21 protein-coding genes and 1 pseudogene are annotated in these 24,306 nt (G+C 74.5%); 15 read left to right on the plus strand and 7 right to left on the minus strand.

Annotated elements, in window-relative coordinates; genetic code table 11:
* The first annotated feature begins 162 nt into the window (after positions 1–162).
* The 3 genes from ACZ51D_RS28665 to ACZ51D_RS28675 all read left to right on the plus strand — a co-directional run bounded on the left by ACZ51D_RS28665 (position 163) and on the right by ACZ51D_RS28675 (position 3,482).
* Positions 163–1,005 (plus strand): hypothetical protein, encoded by an 843-nt coding sequence (locus tag ACZ51D_RS28665; RefSeq protein WP_465663846.1) that lies wholly within the window; start codon positions 163–165, stop codon positions 1,003–1,005.
* 166 nt (positions 1,006–1,171) lie between these two features.
* Entirely contained in the window at positions 1,172–2,167 is a 996-nt protein-coding gene (locus ACZ51D_RS28670) for a (2Fe-2S)-binding protein (protein ID WP_465663847.1), read from the plus strand.
* A 214-nt stretch (positions 2,168–2,381) separates the two neighbouring features.
* On the plus strand, positions 2,382–3,482 hold the full coding sequence (locus ACZ51D_RS28675) for a DUF2637 domain-containing protein (protein ID WP_360499258.1): 1,101 nt from the start codon (positions 2,382–2,384) through the stop codon (positions 3,480–3,482).
* A gap of 157 nt (positions 3,483–3,639) precedes the next feature.
* On the opposite strand, the gene ACZ51D_RS28680 is transcribed toward ACZ51D_RS28675, so the two are convergent.
* Complete coding sequence (locus ACZ51D_RS28680; RefSeq protein WP_465663848.1) at positions 3,640–5,928, minus strand: ATP-binding SpoIIE family protein phosphatase; 2,289 nt, start codon at positions 5,926–5,928, stop codon at positions 3,640–3,642.
* A gap of 404 nt (positions 5,929–6,332) precedes the next feature.
* Positions 6,333–6,884 carry an ATP-binding protein gene (locus ACZ51D_RS28685; protein ID WP_465618555.1) on the minus strand — a complete coding sequence of 184 codons (552 nt, stop codon included), beginning with the start codon at positions 6,882–6,884 and terminating at the stop codon, positions 6,333–6,335.
* Between the two features lie 531 nt (positions 6,885–7,415).
* On the opposite strand from ACZ51D_RS28685, the gene ACZ51D_RS28690 reads away from it, so the two are divergent.
* The 4 genes from ACZ51D_RS28690 (at position 7,416) to ACZ51D_RS28705 (ending at position 11,621) form a co-directional block, all read left to right on the plus strand.
* Positions 7,416–8,126 (plus strand): urease subunit gamma, encoded by a 711-nt coding sequence (locus tag ACZ51D_RS28690; RefSeq protein WP_465618553.1) that lies wholly within the window; start codon positions 7,416–7,418, stop codon positions 8,124–8,126.
* Complete coding sequence (locus tag ACZ51D_RS28695) at positions 8,123–9,844, plus strand: urease subunit alpha (RefSeq protein ID WP_360499251.1); 1,722 nt, start codon at positions 8,123–8,125, stop codon at positions 9,842–9,844. Before ACZ51D_RS28690 ends, ACZ51D_RS28695 begins: the two co-directional genes overlap by 4 nt.
* 48 nt (positions 9,845–9,892) lie before the next feature.
* The gene (locus tag ACZ51D_RS28700; protein WP_465663849.1) at positions 9,893–10,939 is read left to right on the plus strand and encodes an agmatine deiminase family protein; all 1,047 of its coding nucleotides are present in this window, start codon (positions 9,893–9,895) and stop codon (positions 10,937–10,939) included.
* 82 nt (positions 10,940–11,021) lie between these two features.
* Positions 11,022–11,621 (plus strand): TetR/AcrR family transcriptional regulator, encoded by a 600-nt coding sequence (locus ACZ51D_RS28705; RefSeq protein ID WP_465663850.1) that lies wholly within the window; start codon positions 11,022–11,024, stop codon positions 11,619–11,621.
* Positions 11,622–11,664: 43 nt separating this feature from the next.
* On the opposite strand, the gene ACZ51D_RS28710 is transcribed toward ACZ51D_RS28705, so the two are convergent.
* Positions 11,665–13,344, minus strand: a complete 1,680-nt coding sequence (locus tag ACZ51D_RS28710) for a hypothetical protein (protein ID WP_465663851.1) — start codon at positions 13,342–13,344, stop codon at positions 11,665–11,667.
* Between the two features lie 329 nt (positions 13,345–13,673).
* Here ACZ51D_RS28710 and ACZ51D_RS28715 point away from each other — a divergent pair, with 329 nt between their 5' ends.
* The 5 genes and pseudogenes from ACZ51D_RS28715 to ACZ51D_RS28735 all read left to right on the plus strand — a co-directional run.
* Positions 13,674–14,249 (plus strand): hypothetical protein, encoded by a 576-nt coding sequence (locus ACZ51D_RS28715; protein WP_465618545.1) that lies wholly within the window; start codon positions 13,674–13,676, stop codon positions 14,247–14,249.
* A gap of 103 nt (positions 14,250–14,352) precedes the next feature.
* Entirely contained in the window at positions 14,353–15,015 is a 663-nt protein-coding gene (locus tag ACZ51D_RS28720; RefSeq protein WP_360499241.1) for a DUF3105 domain-containing protein, read from the plus strand.
* Positions 15,016–15,149: 134 nt separating this feature from the next.
* Positions 15,150–15,779, plus strand: a complete 630-nt coding sequence (locus ACZ51D_RS28725) for a DUF305 domain-containing protein (RefSeq protein ID WP_465663886.1) — start codon at positions 15,150–15,152, stop codon at positions 15,777–15,779.
* Between the two features lie 119 nt (positions 15,780–15,898).
* Positions 15,899–16,624 (plus strand): aminoacyl-tRNA hydrolase, encoded by a 726-nt coding sequence (pth, locus tag ACZ51D_RS28730; RefSeq protein WP_465663852.1) that lies wholly within the window; start codon positions 15,899–15,901, stop codon positions 16,622–16,624.
* A pseudogene (locus ACZ51D_RS28735) lies at positions 16,611–17,021 on the plus strand (SMI1/KNR4 family protein); the annotation flags it as partial. The gene pth and the pseudogene ACZ51D_RS28735, both read left to right, overlap by 14 nt.
* Here ACZ51D_RS28735 and ACZ51D_RS28740 read toward each other — a convergent pair.
* Positions 16,979–18,664 (minus strand): MFS transporter, encoded by a 1,686-nt coding sequence (locus tag ACZ51D_RS28740; RefSeq protein WP_465663853.1) that lies wholly within the window; start codon positions 18,662–18,664, stop codon positions 16,979–16,981. The pseudogene ACZ51D_RS28735 and the gene ACZ51D_RS28740 sit on opposite strands and share 43 nt — an antisense overlap.
* A gap of 144 nt (positions 18,665–18,808) precedes the next feature.
* Between ACZ51D_RS28740 and ACZ51D_RS28745 the strand changes: the two genes are divergently transcribed.
* Together ACZ51D_RS28745 and ACZ51D_RS28750 are read left to right on the plus strand one after the other, a co-directional pair.
* Entirely contained in the window at positions 18,809–19,318 is a 510-nt protein-coding gene (locus ACZ51D_RS28745) for a MarR family winged helix-turn-helix transcriptional regulator (RefSeq protein ID WP_465618538.1), read from the plus strand.
* A gap of 112 nt (positions 19,319–19,430) precedes the next feature.
* Complete coding sequence (locus tag ACZ51D_RS28750; protein WP_465618536.1) at positions 19,431–19,991, plus strand: GNAT family N-acetyltransferase; 561 nt, start codon at positions 19,431–19,433, stop codon at positions 19,989–19,991.
* 69 nt (positions 19,992–20,060) lie between these two features.
* On the opposite strand, the gene ACZ51D_RS28755 is transcribed toward ACZ51D_RS28750, so the two are convergent.
* Positions 20,061–20,615, minus strand: coding sequence for a methylated-DNA--[protein]-cysteine S-methyltransferase (locus tag ACZ51D_RS28755; RefSeq protein ID WP_465663854.1), 555 nt, complete (start codon positions 20,613–20,615; stop codon positions 20,061–20,063).
* Positions 20,612–22,180 carry a DNA-3-methyladenine glycosylase 2 family protein gene (locus ACZ51D_RS28760; RefSeq protein ID WP_465618532.1) on the minus strand — a complete coding sequence of 523 codons (1,569 nt, stop codon included), beginning with the start codon at positions 22,178–22,180 and terminating at the stop codon, positions 20,612–20,614. The genes ACZ51D_RS28755 and ACZ51D_RS28760 overlap by 4 nt, the downstream gene beginning before the upstream one ends.
* Positions 22,181–22,272: 92 nt before the next feature.
* On the opposite strand from ACZ51D_RS28760, the gene ACZ51D_RS28765 reads away from it, so the two are divergent.
* Positions 22,273–22,767, plus strand: a complete 495-nt coding sequence (locus ACZ51D_RS28765; RefSeq protein ID WP_465618530.1) for an ASCH domain-containing protein — start codon at positions 22,273–22,275, stop codon at positions 22,765–22,767.
* A gap of 83 nt (positions 22,768–22,850) precedes the next feature.
* On the opposite strand, the gene rsgA is transcribed toward ACZ51D_RS28765, so the two are convergent.
* Positions 22,851–23,969: a ribosome small subunit-dependent GTPase A gene (rsgA, locus tag ACZ51D_RS28770; protein ID WP_465618787.1), complete on the minus strand. Its 1,119-nt coding sequence runs from the start codon at positions 23,967–23,969 to the stop codon at positions 22,851–22,853.
* Positions 23,970–24,306: the final 337 nt, after the last annotated feature.

Raw genomic sequence — 24,306 nt, forward strand, 5'->3', positions numbered from 1 at the left:
CAACAACCTTCGCTCGTGATCTGGTGCACAAGCTCACCCCCGTGTTGAATTGCCGCCACAGCGCGGGCCTTTCGCCCTGCCGTTGCCATGCGCACGGTCGTGGCGGCAGGGCCCCAGGGGCAGGTCCGTGCCCTGCTGGATGGCGCACACAAGGAGGTGGCGTTGTCAGAGCACGGATGGGGCCCGAGCGGCCCGAACGGGCGGGGGCGGGCAGCAGCGGAGGAGCCGGGCGACACCGTGTGGCGACTGAGGTCCCGGGGGTGCTGGCAGGAGGCAGCCGAACTGTTGCGCCCGGCCGCCGAACAGGACCCGGCAGCGGCCCTCGGACGGGCCGAACTCCTCATCGAGCAGTGCCTGTTCACCGCCACGCACTGGACCCAGGCGGAGCAGGCGTTACGCCTGGCGGAGGCACTGGCGGCCGGCACCGAACAGCGCGCGGCCGCCGCCTGCGCCCGCGGCTTCCTCGCGTACGTGGCGAGTGTGCTCGGGCCGCGGGACCGGCTGGACGAGGCCCAGGCCGCACTCGGCCGCACCTCGGCCCTGCTGCCGCCGGACGCGCCCGGCCGCCCACTGCTGGACTTCCGACGCGGCCTGGTCGCCGAGAACCTGCTACGCGACCGCGGTGCCGCCTGGATCGCCTACCGCCGGGCGCACGAGGGCGCCGGCGAGCGCGGGGACGAACTGCTGCGCTCGTACACCTGGCGTCACCTGGGCGCGCTGGCGCTCTCCCGTGGGGACCGCGCCAACGCCCGCGAGGCCTTCGACGCCTCCCTGCGGCTGCGCGAGCAACTCGGCTTCACGGTGGGGGTGGCTCCGGCGCTCGCGGCGCTCGCCGAGGTGTCCGAACCGGACGAGGCCGCCCGGCTGCGCGCCGAGGCGACCCGGCTGGTGCACGCCCTGGGCGGGGTCCCGGTCTGGCTCGCACGCCAGCTGGGCGCCGCCCGCGCGCCGGGGCCTCCCCCGGACGGGCGCACCACCAGCGAAACCCAGGGAACAATCAGCTAAGGTGAGCCTAACCTGGCCGGGGCGAGCAGTGCCCCGGCCGGGTCGCCTTGCCGTTCCCCGGGCACCGCCATGCCCCGGTCCGGCCGCGCCCGGCACGCACCACCGCGCCGCCGGGCACCGCCGGGCGGTCCATGGGCGGCCCCGGTCGACCCGATGGGGCCCACCCATGACCGCGAGCAGCGCCAGGCCCGGCCCCACGCCGTGCGCCCCCCGCACCCCCGGGGCGCACACCCCCGCGCCGGCCTCCCCCTCGCCGACCAGCCCCCGACCCGCCCCCACCCCACCGACTCCCCGCAGCACCACCGCGCCCACCCCCACCCCCGCCGCACCACTCGACGCCCCGGGCGCCCCCGCGTACCACCGGCTGGCCGGGCTCACCCCCGTCCTGAGCGTGCGCTGCGCCCCGCCCCGACGCGGCGGCGGCTGGCTGCCCGCCGCCGACCTGGCCGCCCGCCCCGAGGCGGTGCGCGAGCTGATCGCCCATGACGCCCGGCAGGGCCTCGCCCGCTACGGGCGGCCGCTGCGCCCGGACGTCGCGGCCGGCTTCGGGCTGCACCGCTTCGTCTGGCCGGTCTCGCTGCTGTTCACGCTGCCGTGGTTCCTGCAGCGGCGCGTCCCGCTGCTCGCCCTCGGGGACGTCTCGCTGCGCCGGCGGCCCGGCGCGATGGAGCTGACGGTCCGCCCGACGGCGTTCGTCTGTCTGCCGGACGACCCGGCGGCCGCCGCGCCGCAGGCCCGTACGGCGCCGGATGAGGACGCGCTGGCCGCCGAACTGCGGTGCGCGCTGGGCGGGTTCCTGACGCCGGTGCTGGCCGCCTTCCGCCCGGAGGCGCGGCGTGGACCCCGGGTGCTGTGGGCGATGGCCACGGACGCGGTGGTGGAGGGGCTCTGCCACGCGGGCGGGCTGCTCGGGGAGGCGGAGCGGGCGCGCGCCGAGCTGTCCGCGCTGCTGGCGCCCGGCAGGCCCGCGTGCACGCCCGGCGCGGACGGCGGCCCCGCCCCCGCCCCGGCCCCCTTCACCCCGGGCGCCGGCTTCGCGCCCCCGGCGCCCGGATGCGTCGACGCTTCGAGTACGGACCGGGCCCGGGCCAGCTGCTGCCTCGTCTACACCGTGGAACCGCAGGAGATGTGCGGCGGCTGCCCACGCGTCACGCGGAGTTGACGAACATTCGTCCGAATCCAGATCCGGAAAGCCCGGAATTCCAGGAACAATCTGCTTCAGATTTATCAGACAATCGTTTTGCTGCCGCGTCAGAAATCCCTCTCCCCAGCGCATTGACGGCGAATCGGCCATTCGTCCGCCGAGCATCGGCCATGATGGTCCCCGCCATCACGACGCAGGAACGCGACGCAGGAAAGCGAGGCTGGTTCCGGCGATGAAATTGTCCGACATACCGCTCGGGTGGGCCGTCACCGTAGTCGCGGGGCTACTGGTCAGCGCGCTCCTGGTGGCCCTGCTCCGCAACCGGGGATCCGTCAACGCCACCGGCGCGGATTCCTGGGAGCGCGCCGAGGAACGGCGCCGCCGCAAGGAATCCCTGTACGGCGCCGCCTCGTACACGCTGCTGTTCTGCTGCGCCGCCGTCGCCGCCGCGCTCTCCTTCCACGGGCTGGTCGGCTTCGGCGTACAGAACCTCAACCTCTCCGGGGGCTGGGAGTACCTCGTCCCCTTCGGGCTCGACGGCGCCGCGATGTTCTGCTCGGTGCTCGCCGTCCGCGAGGCCAGCCACGGCGACGCGGCGTTCGGCTCACGGCTGCTGGTCTGGATCTTCGCGGGCGCCTCGGCCTGGTTCAACTGGGTGCACGCACCACGCGGCTTCGGCCACGCCGGGTCCCCGCAGTTCTTCTCCGGCATGTCCCTCTCGGCGGCGGTCCTGTTCGACCGGGCGCTGAAGCAGACCCGCCGGGCCGCGCTGCGCGAACAGGGGCTGGTCCCCCGGCCGCTGCCACAGATCCGCATCGTCCGCTGGCTGCGCGCCCCGCGCGAGACCTACGCGGCCTGGTCGCTGATGCTCCTGGAGGGCGTGCGCAGCCTGGACGAGGCGGTCGAGGAGGTCCGCGACGACAAGCGGGAGCGCGCCCTGGACAAGGAGCGCCGCAGGCTGGCCGGGCGCCGCGAGCGGGCCGAGATCCGGGCGATCAACCGATCCCACAGCACCTGGCGCCGCGGCGGCGGCGCCGCGCGGCAGCTGGAGTCCGGCTCGGAGCCCGCCATAGCCGACGGGCCCGGGGCCGACCGGCCCGCCGCCACCGGACGGCGCCGGGCGGGCCGCCCCGAGGTGGAACGGCCCGCCGCTCCACGCGAGGTCGAGCCCGCCGAGGTCGAGCCCGCCGAGGGCACCGTGGTCCAGCCCGGCCTGCCGGCCCGCCCGGAGCGGCGCACCATCGACCTCACCCTGGAGGAGGACACCGTCACGCTGCCCCGGCTGGACTCGCTGGAGCGCAAGCTGAAGGACCTGGAGCAGCAGTTCGGCTGACGCCCTGTCGACGCCCCGGGGCCCGATGATCCGCCAGGCGCCGTCGGCACTCCCGCAGGAGCGTCGGCGCCCGAGCGGCCTGAGCACCCGGGGCGCCCCGGGTGCTCAGGCCGCTCGGTTGCTCAGGCCACCCCGGTTGCCCGGGCCCCGCGGGTGTTCAGGCCGCCGCCCCGCTGAGCTCGAACCACATCCGCTTGCCGGACCCGCGGGGCTCCACGCCCCAGGAGTCCGCGAGCGCCTCGACCAGCATCAGCCCGCGGCCTGAGGAGGCCTGCTCCCCCGGGGTCCGGCGGGTCGGCCACAGGTCCGACTCGTCCTCCACCTCGACCCGCAGCCGGGCCCGCCCGCCGTCCTCCTCGGGCTCCCGGTAGAGCCGGGCGGTGAACATGGCGTCCCGGTCGGTGTGCCGGATGGCGTTGGTGACCAGCTCGGAGGAGAGCAGTTCGGCGGTGTCGATGAACTCGGCGACGCCCCAGCGGCGCAGCGCGTCACGCAGCTCGGCCCGCACCTCGGCGACCCGCGCCAGGTCGGCCTGGCCGATCCGGCGGCGCAGCTGCTGGGCGGCGAGCCCGCCCGCCGGGCCGTCCCAGCGCAGGAGCAGCAGCGCTATGTCGTCCTCGCGCTCGCTGGAGTCGGCGGCCTGGGAGGCGATCCGCTCGGCCAGCTCGTCCAGCGGGTCGCGGGCCGCCTCCCCGGCGGGCGGCAGCGGGCGGGCGAGCACCTGGGTGAGCCGGGCGATGCCCTCGTCCAGGTCCATGCCGCGTGCCTCGACCAGGCCGTCGGTACAGAGCAGCACGGTCTCGCCCGGGTCCAGGCTGAACCGGGTGACCCGGTACTCCTGGTCCGGATCGATGCCCAGCGGCAGCCCGCCGGCCACCGGCACCACGGCGGCGGTGCCGTCCGCGCGGCGCACCACCGGGTCGAGGTGGCCGGCCCGGACCGCGTAGACCACGCCGTAGTCCACGTTGACCTCAGCGTAGGTGCAGGTCGCGAAGTGGTCGGTGTCCAGGTCGGCGAGGAAGCGGGAGGCGCGGGCCATCACGGCGGCGGGCGGGTGGCCCTCGGCCGCGTAGGCGCGCAGCGCGATCCGCAGCTGGCCCATGATCCCGGCGGCGTGCACGTCGTGCCCCTGGACGTCGCCGATCACCAGGCCGACGTGCCCGCCGGGCAGCGGCACCACGTCGTACCAGTCGCCGCCGATCTGCAGGCCGGAGCCGGCCGCGAGGTAGCGCACGGCGGTGGTCACGCCCGGCACGGAGGGGACGGTGCGCGGCAGCATCACCCGCTGCAGGCCGGCCGCCAGCTCGTGCTCGGCGTCGTGCAGCCGGGCCCGGGCCAGCGACTGGGCGACCAGCCCGCCCAGGGTGGACAGCAGGGTGCGCTCGTCCGCGTCCAGCTCGCGCTCGTCGTCGAAGCTGACCACGCAGACGCCGATCGCCCGGCCGCTGGCCACCAGCGGCAGGTACGCCCAGGAGCCGCGGCCGGTGCGGCTGGTCGGCCCCCACACCTCGGGGTAGCCGGCGCGGAACTCCTCGCGGGTCGAGACGAACACCGGCGCGCGGTGCCGCAGCGCCTCGGCGGCCGGGTGGCCGGCGGGCAGCACGGTGCGGTCCCAGACCGCCAGCGCGTCGGCGCGGTAGCCGAAGGCGCCGAGGATCCGGGCCCGTCCGGCCTCGAAGGAGGCCAGCACCAGGCCGTCCGGCGGCAGGCCGGGCAGCGGCAGCTCGGTGAACACCCGGGCCACGTCACGGACGGTGACGGCTTCGGAGAGGGCGCGCGCCGCCTCCTTGATGAACCGGGAGCGGTCCTCGCGCAGCAGGGCCATCCGGTCGGCGAGGTCGCGCTTGTGCAGCTCGACGGTGGCGTCCCAGACGAAGCCGACCATCCGGGAGGCGCGGCCGAAGGCGTCCGCGAGCACCCGGCCGCGGAAACGCACCGCGCGCATGGTGCCGTTCGGCCCGACGGTGCGGTAGTAGGCGCCGCACTGGCCGAGCTCGGCGACCGCGCGCTCGACCCGGCGACGCACCACCGGCGCGTCCTCGGGGTGCAGCAGGGCCAGGAAGGAGGTGGCGGTGCGGTCGAAGCGGGCCTGCCCCGGGCCGTCCAGGCCGATGATCGTGCAGGCCCGCTGGTCGCCCTCCAGGACGTCGCGGCGGATGTCCCAGTCGAAGGACCCGATGCCGTTGGCAGCCATCGCGGGCTCCAGCCAGTCCGGCATGGAGTCGGCGGAGGCGGGCGGCAGTCCGCCGGTCAGCACGGGGGCCAGCCGGGCGGCGGCGAGGCTCGGCGACGGGCGCACCGCGGGGCTTCGCCGGGTCGACTGCGCGGGCGGCCGGGCCCGGCCCGTCCCGGCGGTGGTGGGGCCGACGAGGGGCTGTCCGGGGCTCCACGGCTCGGGGACGGTCGGCTGCTCGGGGAGGGTCGACTCGATGGTTGCGGACTCCACGGCTCGCGACGGCTCCACGGCTCGCGGCTCTGCGGTTCTGGGCTCCACGGCTCGCGGCTCTACGGCGGACGCGCCGGGAGGAAGCGCCGGCCCCGGCGACTCGGGCTCAGTGGGCATGCTGCTCCTGCCGCTGCCGTGGCGGACCGCGCCGACCGTTCGGACGGGCCGCGTGGCGGTGTGATGGGTCGTGCTGGATAGGACGGTGCCGACGGACGGTGGTCAGTCGAGGTACGGTCTCCCCGCTACTTCCCGCACGTGGACACACATTCCCACCATCCTGGCCAATGTTCCGCCGAGCGGCAATGCCAACGGTCCGGAAATCTTCCGCTCCGCCTTCTGTTCAGGGCTTCCTTCGCCGGCGAATCAATCGGCCGCGAACAATCGTACGGCCGCGGCGGCCGGGCTCAGGGCAACGCGAGTTCGAACCAGGTGACCTTGCCGTCGCCTCTCAGCTGCACGCCCCAGGAGTCCGCGAGCGCCTCCACCAGCAGCAGGCCGCGCCCCGAGGTCGCGTACTCGGCCTCCGGGGCGCGGCGGCGCCCGGGCAGCCTGCTCGTGCCGTCCTGCACCTCGATGCGCAGCCGGTGGTCCGAGCCGAGCACCGCGTCGAAGACCGCGCCCTTGGTGGTGTGCAGCAGCGCGTTGGTGACCAGCTCGGAGGAGAGCAGCTCGGCGGTGTCGGACAGCTCCGGCACCCCCCAGCGGTCCAGCGCCGAGCGCAGTCGTCGCCGGACCGAGCCGACCGCGACCAGGTCGGCCGGGTCGAGCGTCAGGTGCAGCCGGCGGTGCAGCGCGCACCCGGGGGCCGGTGTGCCCGGCAGGGCCGTCCCGGTGGCCCCGGCGGTGCCGGTGGCGCCGACCGTCCCGGTGTTGCCGACCGCACCCTGGACCGGGCCGGACCGGTAGGCGTCGCCCGAACTCGTCCGCTGCCGCGGGAATCGCGACTGACCGTCCATCACCACAATGCCCCCGCCCTGAAATCCGGGCCCCCGCCTCCGGATCCCCCGCCGGCCGGGTGGCCCCCTCGATCTGACCACCATCCTCATGCCCAGTTGACGGCGTTTGCAACAGTGTGCGTCCGATCACGTGGGGTGAAAGGGGCACGGGGAGGTCCGCGTGATCCAACTGCCCGCGCCGGACAGGTTTGCGAAGCACAGAGGCGATTTCGAAGCCGCCGCCACTCGATCCCGCGCACACCCGGCGCCCGTACGGGCCGCGCCCCCGACCCCGCGCCCCCGACCCTGCTCCCGCCCGCGCCCCCTCCCCTTCCGCCCTGCCCGTCACCCCCGCCCGTCACCCCGGCCGCCGCCTCTCACCCCCATCCGCCGCCCAGGAAGCCGAACCCGCGCGGACCGGCAACGCTGGACAGGGCGCCCCGGGCCGGGTTCAATGGCCCGAGATGTTTGAACGCCGTTCTAACATCACCCCCGGGAAGCCCCCCGGCCCCCGAGCCGACCCCCTCCCCCGGCGACCGCGAGCGAGGAACCGTGCGACTGACCCCCACCGAGCGGGACCGGCTGCTGATCTTCACAGCAGCCGAACTGGCCCGCGCCCGCCGAGCCCGGGGCGTACGCCTCAACATCCCCGAGGCCACCGCCCTGATCGCGGACGCCGTCTGCGAGGCCGCCCGCGACGGCCGGCGCCTGGCCGAGGCCATCGAGGCCGGCCGCTCCGTGCTGACCGCCGACGACGTACTGCCCGGCGTGCCCGACGTGGTCACCGTCGTCCAGGTCGAGGCCGTCTTCGACGACGGCACCCGCCTCGCCGTCGTCAACGACCCGTTCCAGGGCGCCGGCTCGCTCGGCGACGAGGCCCCCGGCGGCGCGCTGATCGGCGACGGCGCCGGTTACGACCCGGTCGAGGAGACGCTGCTGCTCCCCGTCCACAACACCTCCGAGGTGCCGATCTCGGTCACCTCGCACTTCCACTTCTTCGAGGCCAACCCGCGCCTGGCCTTCGACCGCGCCGCCGCCTACGGCACCCACCTGGCCGTCCCGGCGGGTTCCTCGGTGCGCTTCGACCCGGGCGCCACCGTCGAGGTCGGCCTGGTGCCGATCGGCGGCGAGCGGGTCGCGATCGGCTTCGCGGGGCTCGTGGACGGGCCCCTGGACGCGCCCGGCGCGAAGGAGGCCGCCCTGGCCAAGGCCCGCGCGACCGGCTACCTGACCAGCTTCGACGACGCGGAGGTGCCCTCATGACGGCGATCACCCCCCATGACTACATCTCCGTGCACGGCCCGCGCGCCGGGGACCGGATCCGGCTCGGCGACAGCGGTCTGATCGTCCGCGTCGAGTCCGACTCCCAGGCGCCCGGCGACGAGTTCCTGGCCGGCTTCGGCAAGACCGCCCGCGACGGCCTGCACCTCAAGCCCGCCGCCGTCCGCGACACCTGCGACGTCGTGATCAGCAACGTGCTGGTGATCGACGCGGTCCAGGGCATCCGCAAGACCTCGATCGGCCTGATCGGCGGCCGGATCGCCTCGATCGGGCGGGCCGGCAACCCGGACACCCTGGACGGGGTGGACGTGGTCGTCGGCACCGGCACCACGATCGTCTCCGGCGAGGGCATGATCGCCACCGCGGGCGCCATCGACACCCACGTCCACCTGCTCTCGCCGCGGATCATGGAGGCCTCGCTGGCCTCCGGGGTCACCACGATCATCGGCCAGGAGTTCGGCCCGGTCTGGGGCGTCGGCGTCAACTCGCCGTGGGCGCTGCGCCACGCGTTCAACGCCTTCGACGCCTGGCCGGTCAACATCGGCTTCCTGGGCCGCGGTTCGTCCTCCGACCCGGCCCCGCTGGTCGAGGCGCTGGCCGAGGGCGGCGCGTCCGGCTTCAAGGTGCACGAGGACATGGGCGCGCACACCCGCGCGCTGGACACCGCGCTGCGGGTCGCCGAGGAGTACGACGTCCAGGTCGCCCTGCACACCGACGGCCTGAACGAGTGCCTCTCCGTCGAGGACACCCTGAAGGTGCTGGAGGGCCGGACCATCCACGCCTTCCACATCGAGGGCTGCGGCGGCGGTCACGTCCCCAACGTGCTGAAGATGGCGGGCGTGCCGAACGTCATCGGCTCCTCCACCAACCCGACGCTGCCGTTCGGCCGGGACGCCCTCGGCGAGCACTTCGGCATGATCGTCTCCGCGCACGACCTCAAGGTCGACCTGCCCGGCGACGCGGCGATGGCCCGCGACCGCATCCGGGCCGGCACCATGGGCGCCGAGGACGTGCTGCACGACCTCGGAGTCATCGGGATCACCTCCTCCGACGCCCAGGGCATGGGCCGGGCCGGCGAGACGGTGCGCCGCACCTTCGCCATGGCCGGGAAGATGAAGGCCGAACTCGGCCCGCTCGACGGCACCGGCTCGTACGGGACGACGGAGACCGGCGACGACAACGAGCGCGTACTGCGCTACATCGCCAAGCTCACCATCAACCCGGCCATCGCGCACGGCCTCTCGCACGAGGTCGGCTCGATCGAGATCGGCAAGCTCGCCGACATCGTGCTGTGGCGCCCGGACCACTTCGGGGCCAAGCCGCAGCTCGTCCTCAAGGCCGGCTTCCCCGCGTACGGCGTGGTCGGCGACCCCAACGCCTCCACCGACCGCTGCGAACCGCTCGTCCTGGGGCCGCAGTTCGGCGCCCACGGCGCGACCGCCGCCGACATCTCGGTGGCCTTCGTCGCCCAGGCCGCCGCCGACGGCGCCTACCTCGACCGCCCCGCCGACGGGCTGCCCACCCGCCGCCGCCGCGTCGGCGTCCGGGGCACCCGCGGCATCGGGCCGCGCGACATGGTGCGCAACGCCCGGGTCGGCCACGTCGAGGTCACCGAGACCGGGCTGGTCTCGCTGGACGGCTCACCGCTGCGCTCCGAACCGGCCGACAGCGTCTCGCTCAGCCGTCTCTACTTCCTCTGATCGCCCCGGATCTCCCCGGATCTCCCCCGATCTCCCCCATAGGACTTGATGATGACCACCCCCACGCCCGCCTCCCTCGGCTACCGGATGCCCGCCGAGTGGCACCCGCACGACCGCACCTGGATGGCCTTCCCGACCGCCAACCCCACCTTCGACACCCCCGAGGCGCTGCACGCCGGCCGCGAGGCCTGGGCCGCCGTCGCCGACACCATCGTCCGGTACGAGCCGGTGACGCTGGTCGTCAACACCGGTGAGACGGCTGAGGCCCGCAAGTACGTCTCCGAGCGGGTCGAGATCGTCGAGCGCCCGCTCAACGACGCGTGGATGCGCGACATCGGCCCGTCCTTCCTGATCGACGGCAAGGGCTCGCTGGCCGCCGCCGACTGGATCTTCAACGGCTGGGGTGCGCAGTCCTGGGCCCGCTGGGACAAGGACCAGCACATCGCCGAGCACATCGGCGAACTGACGGAGGTTCAGCGCTTCGCCTCCCGGCTGATCAACGAGGGCGGCGGCATCCACGTCGACGGCGAGGGCACGGTGCTGCTCACCGAGACCGTCCAGCTCGGCGAGGGCCGCAACGCCGACTGGACCAAGGAGGAGGTCGAGGCCGAGCTGCATGCCTTCCTCGGCACCACCAAGGCGATCTGGCTGCCGCGCGGACTCACCCGCGACTACGACGAGTTCGGCACCCGCGGGCACATCGACATCGTCGCCTCCTTCGTGCGCCCCGGCGTCGTGGTCGCCCACGTGCAGCCCGACCCGTCCCACCCGGACCACGAGGTCTGCCGGGAACTCGTCGCCGTCCTGCGCGCCTCGACGGACGCCCAGGGCCGGCCGCTGGAGGTCGTCGAACTGCCCGCCCCCACCGTCCTGCTGGACGAGGACGGCGAACCGGTCGACTACTCCTACATCAACCACTACGTGGCCAACGGCGCCGTGATCCTGTGCGCCTTCGCCGACCCGCGCGACCAGGAGGCCGCCGCCATCCTCGGCCGCGCCTACCCGGGCCGCACCGTCGAACTCGTCGACGCCCGCGAGATCTTCGCCAACGGCGGCGGCATCCACTGCATCACCCAGCAGCAGCCCAAGGCCTGACCCCCGGGGCTGCCGGAGCGGGGCCCACCGCCCCGCTCCGGCAGCCTTCGAACTACCGTTCCACCCAGGGAGAGCACCGCACATGGCCGACCCCCGCCCGCGCCGGCCCGCACGCCCCCGCGAGGAGGTCTTCGCCACCGCCCGGGCCGCGATCGCCGAACACGGGCTCGCCAAGCTCACCATGGCCGGACTCGGCAAACAGCTCCAGATGAGCGCCGGACACCTGCTCTACTACTTCGGCAGCAAGGACCAGCTCCTGCTGGAAACCCTCCGCTGGAGCGAGGACCAGCTCGGCGCCCGCCGCCGCGACACCCTCGCCGACCACACCCTCGACCCCTGGCAGCGCCTCGACGCCTACCTGCGCCTCTACCTGCCCGAGGGAGCGGGGGACCCGCGCTGGATCCTCTGGGTCGAAGTCTGGGGCCGCTCCCCCGCGAGCGCCGAGATCCGCCGGGGACAGCAGGAGATCGAAGCCCCCTGGCAGGCCGACCTGGTGACCCTCATCGAACAGGGCACCGCCACCGGCCACTTCACCCCGGGCCCCGCCGCCGACCGCGCCACCCAGATCCGCGCCCTCCTCGACGGCCTCGCCGTCCCCATCGCCATCGGCCTCCCCGACTCCCACCCCCCAGCCGCCCTCACCCAGGCCACCGCCGTCACCGGCATCCTCCTCCGCACCTGAGCCGCGGCCGCTCCCGGGGCGAAATAGGCAGACCGGTCCACCGTCACTCGGTCCAGACGGCGGCCGCGGTGCGGTCGTCGGCGTAACCCTTGGCGCGGACCTGGACCTGGCGCAGGAAGTCGACGGTGCCCGGGGTGTGCGGGTGGGCCCAGTGGGTGGAGAGGAAATGGGCGACGGCCGGTTCGTCGGCGATCGGGCGGGCCAGGCCGGGGGTGCAGAGGAGCAGGATGTCGCCCGGCGTGGCGGGAACGAGCCGGAAGCGGAACGGGCGCGGGTCCGGGACCGGGGCCTCGGGCGCCGGCGGCTGGCCGTCCGGGTGGTGCAGGAGCCGGGCCGCGTACGCGTCGATCCAGTGGCCGGAACGCAGCAGGTACAGGCCGCCCGGGCCGACACCGAAGGCCGCGCGATAGCCCGCCGCCGGGTCGAGCGACACCATCAGGCAGTGCAGCGAGGCCGGCGACGGGCTGTCGTCCCCCTCCGCCCGGGGTGCCAGCGCGCGCAGCGGGGCGACGGCTCCGGTGGCCAGCCGCTGGAGCCCGTAGCGGAGCCGGTCCCGGGCACCGTCGCGCAGGTCGGCGGCCAGTCCGGCCCGGCTGCGCCCGATCGCGGCGGCGAGTTGGCGGCAGGCCTCACCGGCGGCGGTGGCGACGGCCTCCGCGGTGACCGTGTCGTCCTCGGCGCCGCCCGTCCGGTCGAAGCCGCCGAGCACGGCGAGCAGCAGTCCGTCGGGCCCGTCGCCGAAGCGGGTGACCAGGAGGGAGTCGCGGCGCGGTTCGCCCCGGTAGCGCGCGGAGTCGCCCCGGACGGACACGGCGCGCAGGACGGACGGCCCGTACTGCGCGCCCTCCAGCACGGTGTCCGGGGCGAGCGAGCGCAGCGAGCCCGGGTCCGCCTCCGGTACGGCCGTCGGCTCGGGCCCGTAGGTCGGGGGGCGTTCGCCGACGTGCGGGACAGTGGCCCCGCCGTCGGCGAGCGGCGCGCGGACGGCCAGGCGGGGGTCGGGGACGGTGGCGGTGACAGGTGCCGGTGCCGGTGCCGGTGCCGGGTCGGATTCGGGCGCCGGTGCGTGGTCGGGCTCGGGTTCGGGGGTCGGGTCGGGGGTGGCTGCCTCGAGTACCTCGGGTCCTTCGGGCGCCTCGGCCACCGCCTCGGGCGCTTCAGGCACCTCGGCAACCTCTGAAACCTCGGCAACCTCCGGAACCTCCGGAGGTTCCGGAACCTCGGCGACGACGGGCCCGGGGGCTGACGGCGGGGTGTTCTTCTCCAGCGAGAGCGGAACAGCCGCCTCCTCCGGCTCCGGCTCCGGCTCCGGCGTCTCCGCCGCCGCCCTCGGCGCGTCGTCGGCGAAGGAAGGCGCCGGGAACTGGTGGGTCTCCATGGGCGTCCGCTGACGCCCGATCCCCTCCGGTCCGTCGATCACGTCTGGTCCGTCGATCACGCCGACCGCCGTGTCGAACCAGTCGTCGAGGCTGTCGCGGCCGTCCTGCGCGGGCTCCGGCTCACCCTCCGCCGCCGCCGGAGCCGGGGCCGGCTCCGGCTCCGGCTCCGCCGACCGCTGCTGCCCGATGAGCCCTGCCGCCGTGTCGAACCAGTCGTCGACGCTGCCGTCCCCCGGGTCGGCGTGCGGGGTGTCCGGGAGGGTGCCCGCCGGGCCGTCGTAGACGGTGTCCCACCAGCCGTCGTCGGGCCGGTGCGGCTGTGCGGGTGCACCCTGCTTGCTCATCTGGCGGCTCCTGCCTCGGTCCGTGGTCGCGCCGCCCCCGGCGGGCCGGGCTCGACGTCATTGTTCTCCAAGTGCAACGGCCCTGTCCGGGTTTCGGCGACAACCGGTCACCCACCGGAACATCCCGGCCACCGCGCCGACCAGCCGGTTCGTCGCCCGCGCCCGGTCGCTTCACCGGGGACGTCACCGCCCGGCCCGCTTCCGTTCCGTCCGTGCTTGCCGGATGTGCCCGGAGCAGGGTGTTTCCTGGACATCCGGGCGTTCCGACCCCCGAAAATGAGGGCCGGTGGGGGGCATCGCTTCACTCGTTCGGCTGATTAAATGTGCGCATGACCGCGTCGGCCCCCAGCTCACCCCGACCGGGGAGGGCCGCACCGGCGGGCCGCCCGGTGGGTGCGCTGTTGGTCCTGCTGCTCGCCGCCCTGTTGTCGATGCTGCCCTGCGCGGGTCCGGCGAAGGCGGTGGACGGGCCTGCCCGTCCGGTGCCGGCCGCCGCCCCGGCCAGTGCCCTCACCGTCGTCAGCGTCGTCAGCGTCCAGGTCGCGACCGGACAAGCGCCCCACACGGGCCACGCCGAGCAGGCCACCAAGCCCGCCAAGGCCGCGAAGCTCGCCGAGGTCGGCAAGGCCTCGAAGGCCTCCGACCAGCAGCGGATCGCCGAGGAGCAGGGGCACTGGATCCTCTGCACCGCCGACGGCCAGCCCCCGCGCAACAACGGCTGCACCAGCCACCCGTACTGCCCGCAGGACGCCCAGCTGCCGAATCCGCCGCCGCAGCCGCAGCCCGCCGTGTCACCCGTGACCCCGGCCGCGCCCGAGGCGCTGCCCCGGGTGGTGCCCGCGGGCCTGCTGGACGGTTCGCACCCGGCGCCCGACCTGCACGAACTCCAGGTCCACCGGTCCTGAGCGGAACCCACCGCCGGCCCAGCCGCCGACGGATCCGCCCTGCCTCACTCTCCAGCTGACCGCCGCCACCGACCTTGTGCGCGGCGGAGACAAGGACACCACCATGGGTTCCGCCAAGCAGTCCAACAAGTCCGGCGGCAAGCAGGTCGGCCTCGACCGCCGCGCCCGGATCGCCGAGCTGCGCGCCGCCGAGCAGCGCCGCGACCGCCGTAACAAGGTCGTCGCTTCGGTGGTGGCCGGTGTGCTGGTGATCGCCGCGATAGCCACCGGCACCTGGGTCGTCATGGACCAGAACCAGAAGAAGAAGGACAAGGAAGCCGCCGCCAACGCGGACATCCCGGGTGTGAAGACCTTCGGCGACCTGACCCGCAACCACGTCAAGGAGAAGGTCACCTACCCGATGACCCCGCCGGTCGGCGGCGACCACAACGCGGTCTGGCTGGACTGCATGGGCCACGTCTACGACCAGCCGGTCGAGAACGAGCGTGCCGTCCACTCGCTGGAGCACGGCGCGGTCTGGGTGACGTACAACGGCAAGGCCACCCCGGACGACATCAAGACCCTGACCGACAAGGTCAAGGCCACCCCGTACTCGCTGATGAGCCCGTACCCGGACGAGCAGGGCACCATCACCCTGAACGCCTGGAGCACCCAGCTGGTCGTGGACAGCGCCAGCGACCCCCGGGTGAACCAGTTCTTCACCAAGTACGTCCAGGGCAAGCAGACCCAGGAGCCGGGCGCCTCCTGCACCATGGGGCAGATGTGACCGCCGACGCGGGCCGTCCCCAGGCGGCCGCGGCCGAGAACGGCGTGGAGACGGCCGTGGACCCGGCTGCGGAGGCCGTCACCGGAGCCGTCACCGCCGAGGACGGCGGGGGCGCGGCCCCGCGCCGTCGGCGCATGTGGTGGCCGGCCGCGCTGGCCGCCGCCGTGGCGCTGGCGCTCGGGGTGCCGGCCCTGGTGGCAAGCGGGACCTCCGCCTCCGGCACCGCGCTGTCGGTCCCCGCGGACGACTCGCCCGAGGCCGGGTTCGCCCGCGACATGGCGACCCACCACCAGCAGGCGGTGGACCTGTCGTTCGTCGTCCGGGACCGCACGAGCGACGAGCCGACCCGCACCCTCGCCTTCGACATCATCAACACCCAGGCCAACCAGCGCGGCATGATGATGGGCTGGCTGGACCAGTGGGGGCTGACACAGCACTCGGGCGCCAAGCCGATGGCGTGGATGCAGATGGGCCACGACCACCAGGCGCACGACGGTTCGCTGATGCCCGGCATGGCCACCAACACCCAGATCGCGAAGCTGCGTTCGCTCAGCGGGCGGGACGCCGAGGTGTTCTACCTGCAGCTGATGATCGAGCACCACAAGGGCGGCGTCGAGATGGCCCAGGGTTACGTGGACCTGGCCAGGAACGACACCGAGAAGCGGCTCGCGCAGTCGATGGTGATCGCCCAGACCTCGGAGCTGCAGCTGATGACCGACATGCTCACGGAGCGCGGCGCCGCCCCCGGCGTGCCCGCGTCCTGAACCGGCTCACCACTCCCACCGCTCTCGTTCCCCGGACGGCCGGGGCGCAGCCGACGGTCCCGCACCGTCCCCGCCGCGCCCCGGCCGTCCGCCGTTCCCACCCCCTGCGGAGACCTCGCATGACCCCCGACGCACCCGACGCACCTGCCGCACCCGACGCACCCGACGCACCCGACGCACCCGGCGCACCCCGCGCACCCCGCGCACCCCGCGCACCCTGGCTGATCGCCGGACTGGGCAACCCCGGACCGTGGTTCCGGCAGACCCGGCACAACGCGGGCTTCCTGGCCGTCGACCGGCTGGCCGAGCGGCACGGCGCCCGGTTCCGGTGGCACGGCATCGCCACCCTGGTCGCGGAGATCGCGGTCGACGGCCGGCCGGTGCTGCTCGCCAAGCCGCTGTGGTTCATCAACCTGTCCGGCCGCCCGGTGGCCGCGCTGCTGCGCCGCTACGGCGTGCCGGTGGAGCGGCTGGTGGTCGTGCAGGACGACCTGGACTTCGCGTTCGGCTCCGCCAGGCTCAAGCGCGGCGGCGGGCCCGGCGGCCACAACGGGGTGCGCTCGGTGGGCGAGGTGCTCGGCACCCGCGACTTCGTCCGACTGCGGTTCGGCATCGGCCGGCCGCCGAAGGGGCAGAGCGTCGGCGACTTCGTGCTGAAGAAGTTCTCGGACGACGAACTCACGGCCATGCCCGGCGAGTTGGACCGTTGCGCGGACGCCCTGGAGACCCTGGTGCGGCGCGGCCTGAACCGGGCCCAGGACGCCCTGAACGCCCGCCCCGTCCCTGAGACCGGTCACGGCGCGGAAGCGGGCCGTGGCACGGAGACCGACCATGGCGCGCGGTGACGACTTCCGGTGTTCCCTGTGGGACGCCGGGGCCGAGGACGACGCGCAGTCGGCCCTGACCGCCGAAGCGGTCGCGGAGGCCCAGCGGCTGCTCGGCGTCACGCTTCCGGCCGCCCTGCTCGACCTGCTGCACCACCGCGACGGCGGCGGGGTCGCGGAGGACCGGAACGCCTTCCCCACCAGTCGGCCGACCTCGTGGAGCGCCGACCACGTCCCGTTCGACTGGCTGATGGGCATCGGCCGGCGCGCGGGAGCGCTGTCCCTGCTCGACAGCCCGTACCTGGTCACGGAGTGGGGCCTGCCCTCCCCGGTGGTCCTGCTCTCGGGTGAGGGACCGTGCTGGATCGGGCTGGACTACCGGGAGCGCGGCCGGGACCGGGAACCGTCCGTCACCTGGTTCGAGGCGGACCTCGGCCGGGAGCTGCCGCTCGCGCCGGACTTCCGCTCGTTCCTCGAAGGCCTCACCGCAGCCGACGACTTCGAATGAGGATCACCGGGCACCCCGGGCACCCCGGGCACCCCGGGTGCCTCGAACGCCCCGGGAGCCCCGGGAGCCCCGGGAGCCCCGGGACCGGGCACGGCCCGATGTCTGCGGAGCGGACCGCGGGCCGGCCGGGTGAGGAGTGCGGCCGCGGCCGCGACCGCCGCGAGGAGGAGGAGCACCGTCCGCCCACCGGACGCCGCGCCTGCCAGGTGGACGCCGAGGACGGACAGTGCCATGCCGAGCGCCGTACCGAGGCTGCGCGCCATGTTCACCATGCCGCCGCCGACCGCCGAACACTCCGCAGGGATCGCCCGCATCACCAGCGCGTTGTTGGCCGGCAGCAGCAGGCCCAGCCCGTACCCGGCGACCAGCAGCGGGGCCGCCGACACGGTCGAGGCCGGCAGCAGGGCGAACAGCAGCAGCCCGCCCGCCGCCACGGCTGCGCCGAAGCGGCACCTGGTCGCATCCGACCAGTCCCGGGGCAGCAGCCCGCCGCCGACCGTCGCGGCGAAGGCGAACGCGGCGGGCAGCAGGGTGACCAGCAGGCCCGCGCCGGCCGTCGACACACCCGCGCCGGTGAGCAGCACGGGGCCCAGCACGAGCGGGCAGAACAGCAGCAGGTAGCCGATCAGCGCGACCACCAGGCCGGACCGCACGCCCGGGGTGTTGACCAGGCCGGGTGCCAGGATCGGCCGGGCGGCCCGCCGCTCCTGGCGCACCAGCGCCACCGTGAGCACGGCGGCGGCGAGCAGCAGGACGGCGACGACCCAGCCGGGCAGCGGAAGGCCGGAGGCGGTGGACAGGGCGAGCAGCAGCGACGTGGTCGCGCCGGTGAGCAGCAGCATGCCGGGCAGGTCGAAGCGGGCGTCGTCGCGGTGCGGACGGGCCGTGGGGCGCGTCCGGGGGTTGGGAACGGGGCCCACGCCGTCCGTCCGGGTGCGGGGCAGCAGGTACCAGCCGGCCAGGATGCCGAACACGGCGATCGGCACGTTGACCCAGAACACCCAGCGCCACGAGGCGTGTTCGACCAGCAGGCCGCCGAGGCTGGGCCCCAGCGCCAGCCCGAGGCCCTGGGCGGAGGCCTGGATGCCGAGCGCGCGCCGCATCGCGTGCTCCGGGACGCCGCGGGCGACCAGCGCGACGCTGTTGGCCTGCATCATCGCGGCGCCGACGGCCTGGACGGCCCGGCAGCCGACCAGGATCCAGAGGCTGCCGGCGAATCCGGCGCCGAGCGAGGAGAGGCCGAAGACGGCGAAGCCGCCGATGTACATCGTCTTGCGGCCGGCCAGGTCGGACAGTCGGCCGATCGGGGCCAGCAGGGCGACCAGGACGAGCAGGTAGGCGAGGGCGACCCATTCGACGGCGGCGAAGCCCGCGTCGAAGTGGTGGCCGATGGCGGGGAAGACCAGGGCGATGACGCTGGCGTCGAGCTGGCCGAGGAAGGCGCCGAGGCAGACCGTGCCGACAGCCAGCCAGTGGGCGTGGCGCCACCCGGCGATGCCGCGGGGCCGGGGCCGCTCGGTGAGCAGTCGGGCGGCAAGGGCGGTGGCGTTCATGGGACGAATATATCGGATGCAGACATGTTCTTTCTACGAGCAGGTCGTCCTGCGATACGAAGCGTCTCGCGGGGCGTCCACACCGCGCCCGAGGGACGGACCGCGCCCCCGGCACGCCCCGTACCAGGAGATACGCTGTCCGCCATGCCGTCGTCACCACACGTTCCCGACCCCGCCATCACAAGCCCCGACCCGGCGGTCGAGCACGCCCGGCAACTGACCGACACCGTGACCCGGCTGCGCCGCGCACTGCGCAGCAGCATCCGCACCGACTACCCGTGGGAGTCCCTGCCGATGGCGCAGGTCGAACTCCTCCAGACCCTCGCCGCCGCACCACTGCGGGTCGGCGAACTGGCCGCCCGTCAGCGGCTCGCCCCCAACACCGTCAGCGGACTGGTCGGCAAGCTGCTCGAAGCCGGCTTCGTGGACCGCCAGGCCGACCCCGGCGACCGCCGCACCGCCCGGATCGCCCTCACCCCGGCCGGACGGCGCCAGCTCGACGACTGGCAGCAGGCGCACGAGCGCCGCATCGCCACCGCGCTCGGCGCCCTCGAACCCGCCGACCGCGCGGCGGTCGTCAACGCCCTGCCCGCCCTGGAGCAGCTCGCCCGGGCCCTCGCGCAACAGCCGGGGACCGGCACCGAACAGGGCTGAACCGGCGTCGACCGGCTCGCCCCGTCCCGGCCGGTGCCGCCGGTGCCGCCGGTGCCGACCGGTGGACAAACCCGTTGGTCAACGGCCCGGTCCTGCCGCTACCGTCGCCGGCATGACCACAGCACGGGTACACATCGAGCCCTGGACGGACGCCGACCTCGCGCTGCTGCGCCGGGTCAACACACCGGAGATGAAGACGCACGTCGGCGGCCCGGAGACCGAGGAGCAGCTGCTCGTCCGGCACGGCCGCTACCTGGACTTCGTCCCGTCCGGCCTCGGCTGCATGTACCGGATCGTGTTGCTGCCCGAGGACGCGGCGGTCGGGGACGGGACAGTCGACGGCGGGGCAGTCGACGGCGAGTCGGTTGGCACGGTCGGCTACGGCACCCGGACCTGGGAGGGCGAGACCGTCCACGAGATGGGCTGGAACGTGCTGCCCGGCTTCCAGGGCCGGGGCATCGCCGTCGCCGCCACCCGCGCCGCGGTCGCGGCCGCCCGCCGCGAGGCGGCCCACCGGTACCTGCACGCCTTCCCGTCGGTGGACAACCCCGCCTCCAACGCGGTCTGCGCGAAGGCCGGGTTCACGCTGCTCGGCGAGACGGAGTTCGAGTTCCCGCCCGGGCGGTTCATGCGCAGCCACAACTGGCGGGTGGACCTGCGCAGTTCGGAGTGATCACCTCAGGAGTGATCGGTCCGGAGTGATCGGTCCGGAGCGATCGGTCCGGAGCGATCGGGCCGGCGGTCAGAACAGGGTGCCGCTCTCCAGCTCCAGCAGCAGGCGCTTGCGGTCCACGCCCGCCGCGAAGCCGGTGAGCGAGCCGTTGGCGCCGAGCACCCGGTGGCAGGGGCGCACGATCAGCAGCGGGTTGGCGCCCACCGCGCCGCCGACCGCGCGGACCATCCGCGGCTCCTGCCCGGCCAGCTCGGCGAGTTCGCCGTAGGTGACGGTCGTGCCGTACGGGATCTCGTCCAGCGCGGCCCAGATCCGGCGGCGGAACTCGGTGCCGACCGGCGCGAGCGGCAGGTCGAAGCCGGTGCGCTCGCCGGCGAAGTAGGCGGTCAGCTGGGCGACCGGCTCGGCGAGCGCCTCCGGGTCGAGGACCCAGTCGTCGGCGGGTTCGGCCAGCGCGTACTTCTGGCCCGGCGCCGTGACGGTGGCCAGCGCGGCCGGCCCGCCGTCCTCGGGCAGGACACCGCTGAGCAGCAGCCGGCCGAAGGGGCTCTCCATGGTGGTGTAGACGGTGCCGGTGTGGGCGGTGCCGGTGTGGGCGGTGGCAGTGGGGACGGTGGTGCTCATGCTCGTTCGTTCTCCGTTCCGGTGCTGGTGGTCGCGGGGCCGGCCCACAGCCGGTGGACCGCGTAGGAGCGCCACGGGGCCCAGGCCTCGGCCGCGCGGGCGGCGGACTTCGGGTCGCCGGGGACGCCGAGCCGGACGAGGCCGTGCTTGACTCCCACGTCGCTCGGGAGGAAGACATCGGGGTCGGCGAGGGCCCGCATCCGCAGGTAGCCGACCGTCCAGGGGCCGATGCCGGGCAGGGCCAGCAGCCGGGTCGCGGCCTCCTCCCGGTCGACCCCGCTGTCGAGGCTCACCACGCCCTCCGCCAGGGCCGCGCACAGGCCGGTGAGCGCGCGGCGGCGGGCGGCGGGCATCGCGAAGTCCTCCGCCTCTGCCGTGGCCAGGACCGCCGCGGTCGGGAAGAGCAGCCGCAGGCCGCCGCTGGGCTCGGGCAGTGCGGTGCCGTACTTCTCGGCGAGCCGGCCCGCCAGGGTACGGGCCGCGCCGACGCTGACCTGCTGGCCGAGGACGGCGCGGACGGCGAGTTCGTGCGGGTCCACGTGGCCGGGCGAGCGCAGTCCGGGGCGCTCGCGGACCAGCGGACCGAGCACCGGGTCGGCGCCGAGCTGCTCGTCGACCGCGAGCGGGTCGGCGTCCAGGTCGAAGAGGATGCGCAGCCGTTGGACGGCGGTCGGCAGGTCGCGCAGGTCGGCGAGGAAGAGCCGGCAGTCCAGCCAGCCTCGGGTGCGCGGCTCGTCCGGCGCCAGGCCGTCGACCTCGGCGATGCCGTGGCCGTACGGGAGCCCGAGGGTGCGCCGGTAGGTCCGGACGCCCGGGCGCGCGCCGGGGACGACCTCCTCCACACCGGGGATGGCGCGCAGGGCGAGGAAGTCGATCAGGTGGTCGCTGTCCAGCGCGCCGCGGTAGGCGAGGCGCAGGGTCAGGCCGCCGGCCGGGGTCGCGGTGCGGCGACCGGCGGCGACCTCGGCGCGCAGGCCGCTGGGCGTACGGTCGTAGACCTCGCGCACGGTGTCGTTGAACTGGCGGACGGAGGCGAAGCCGGCCGCGAACGCGATGTCGGTGACGGACAGCTCGGTGGTCTGCAGGAGGAGGCGGGCGGTCTGGGCGCGACGGGCGCGGGCCAGCGCGATCGGGCCCGCGCCGAGCTCGGCGGTGAGCTGACGCTGCAGCTGGCGGGAGCTGTAACCGAGGCGGCCGGCCAGACCCGCGACGCCCTCGCGGTCCACCACGCCGTCGCCGATCAGTCGCATCGCGCGGCCGACCAGGTCGGCGCGGTGGTTCCACTCGGGGGATCCCGGCACCGAGTCGGGGCGGCAGCGGCGGCAGGCACGGAAGCCTGCGCCCTGGGCGGCCGCGGCGCTGGGGTAGAAGACGCAGTTGACCCGCTTGGGGGTCACGGCGGGGCAGCTTGGTCGGCAGTAGATGCCGGTGGAGGTGACGGCCGTGAAGAAGACGCCGTCGAAGCGGGCGTCGCGGCTGTCCACGGCTCGGTACCGGATGTCGTCGTCGATCACGTTGTCCAGTCTGCGGGATCGAGCGGGGGGTGACTGGCGGGAATCGGACATCGCCGTTCGGGGGCCCTCCCCCTCCCCCGCCCAGGCCCGGCCCGGCCCGAAATTCACGGCCGTTCCAGCCGGCCCGCGGCTACGCTCGCCGCATGAGCGAGCAGCCAGGCGCCCGGCCCACCGGCCGGCCCTACACCGGCCACCCCTACGCCGGCCCGGACGACCCGCGCGTGGTCGCCCTGCCCCCGGAGGAGTTCGCGTTCCCCGGCCCGCTGCGCGACCAGCTGGTCGCGGCCGTCCTCAGCGGCGCCAAGACCAGCACCACCGGGCTGGTCGCCGGCTACGAGCACGAGGGCGAGCCCCTGCCGCAGCCCGGCGAGCGGGGCGCCGTCCTCGACTCGGACGGCCGCCGGGTCGCGGTGATCGAGACCACGGACGTCCGTGTGGTCCCGCTCTCCGAGGTCGACCTGCGGCACGCCCTGGACGAGGGCGAGGGGTACGCCAGCGTGGCTGACTGGCGCGCCGTGCACGAGGGGTTCTGGCGGAGCCCGGAGATGCTCGCCGCCCTCGATGACCCGGACTTCACCGTGGACGACACCACCCCCGTGCTCCTCCAGCGCTTCCGGCTGGTGGCCGACCTCCGCTGAGCCGGGTGGGCCGGGCGGAGGCCGGCCACCGTCGCCGCAGCGCGACAGCGGCCGATTGACGGCAGTCGGCCGGCTCCGACGGGTCAGCGCTTCACCGGACCTCCCACGGCACGCATCGACTTGGTGATCGTCTTCCACTTCTGCAGCCGGGCCTTGGCCACCCGGGCGTCCGAGCGCGAGGCGATCCACTCGTTCTCGCGCTGGAGCTTGAGGTAGCTCTCCATCCGGCGCTGCGGCAGGGTCCCGTCGGCCAGCGCCGCCTGCACCGCGCAGCCCGGCTCGGTGTGGTGGCCGCAGTCGTGGAAGCGGCACTCCTCGGCCAGCTCGGCGATGTCGGCGAAAGCCAGGTCCACGCCCTCGCCACCGTAGAGGCCGACCTCGCGCAGCCCGGGAGTGTCGATCAGGACGCCCCCGCCGGACAGCGGGATCAGCTCGCGGGTGGTCGTGGTGTGGCGGCCCTTCTGGTCGACCTCGCGGGCCTCCTGGACGGTCATCACCACGGCGCCGGCCAGCGCGTTGGTGAGCGTGGACTTGCCGACGCCGGACTGGCCGATCACCGCGGTGGTGCCGGGGGTACAGGCGCGCAGCACGTCCATGCCTTCGCCGGTCTCGGCGCTCACGACGACCACCGTGACCCCGGGCGCGATCGCCTCGACGTCGGCCCGGATGAAGTCGGCGTCGTCCACAAGGTCGGCCTTGGTGAGGGCGACGAGTGGTTCGGCGCCGGACTCCCAGGCCAGGGCGAGGAAGCGCTCGATCCGCCCGAGGTCGGGATCGGTGGCGAGGGAGGAGGCGATCAGGACGGTGTCGACGTTGGCCGCCAGCACCTGACCGTCGGAGCGCTTGCCGGCCACCTTGCGGATGATCGCGGTGGAGCGCGGCAGCAGCGCGACGACGGCGGCCATCGGCTGGGCGTGGAGGTCCACGGCCGCCCAGTCGCCCGTGCACGGGCAGTTGATCATGTCGGCGTCGCCGACCGGCCGGGTGTCGAAGCGGACGGTGCGCGGCTCGCCCGTCTCCGGGTCGGCGATCACGGCGTCGCACTGGCCGCGGTCGACCCGGACGATCCGGGCCGGGAGCAGCCCGGCCTCGCCGAGCGGGGTGAACAGCTCCGCGAGCTCGGGCGTCCAGCCGTAGCCGGCCAGCGCGGAGCCGGCCTCGGAGGGAGCGGTGCCGACCTCGGCGGAGGAGAAAGAAGACAGAGAAAGAGAAGGAGAGAACGACGGAACGGAGGCAGCGTTGGTCAACGCAGTGGCCCTTCGGGAGCAATGGTCCCGGCGAGCTACGGCTGGCGCGAAGGGCTCAGCCGGCGGCCGGGAAAAGGAGGTGAACGCGAGTACTGCCCTGGGCAGCTATCGGGGCGACAACGACCACGGGGTTCACCTCCTGCTCTCTACTCCTCGGGCGGCCCAACGGCCTCCGAACCGGACACGTCACACGCTAGCGAAGCGCCCTGGCTGCGCCAACCCATTTTTGACCTGCGGAAATACGCCCCACAGAGGCCAGGAAGCCCCCGTACCGCGACTGTCCCCGTACCGG

The sequence above is a fragment of the Kitasatospora sp. NPDC033851 genome, assembly GCF_055576085.1.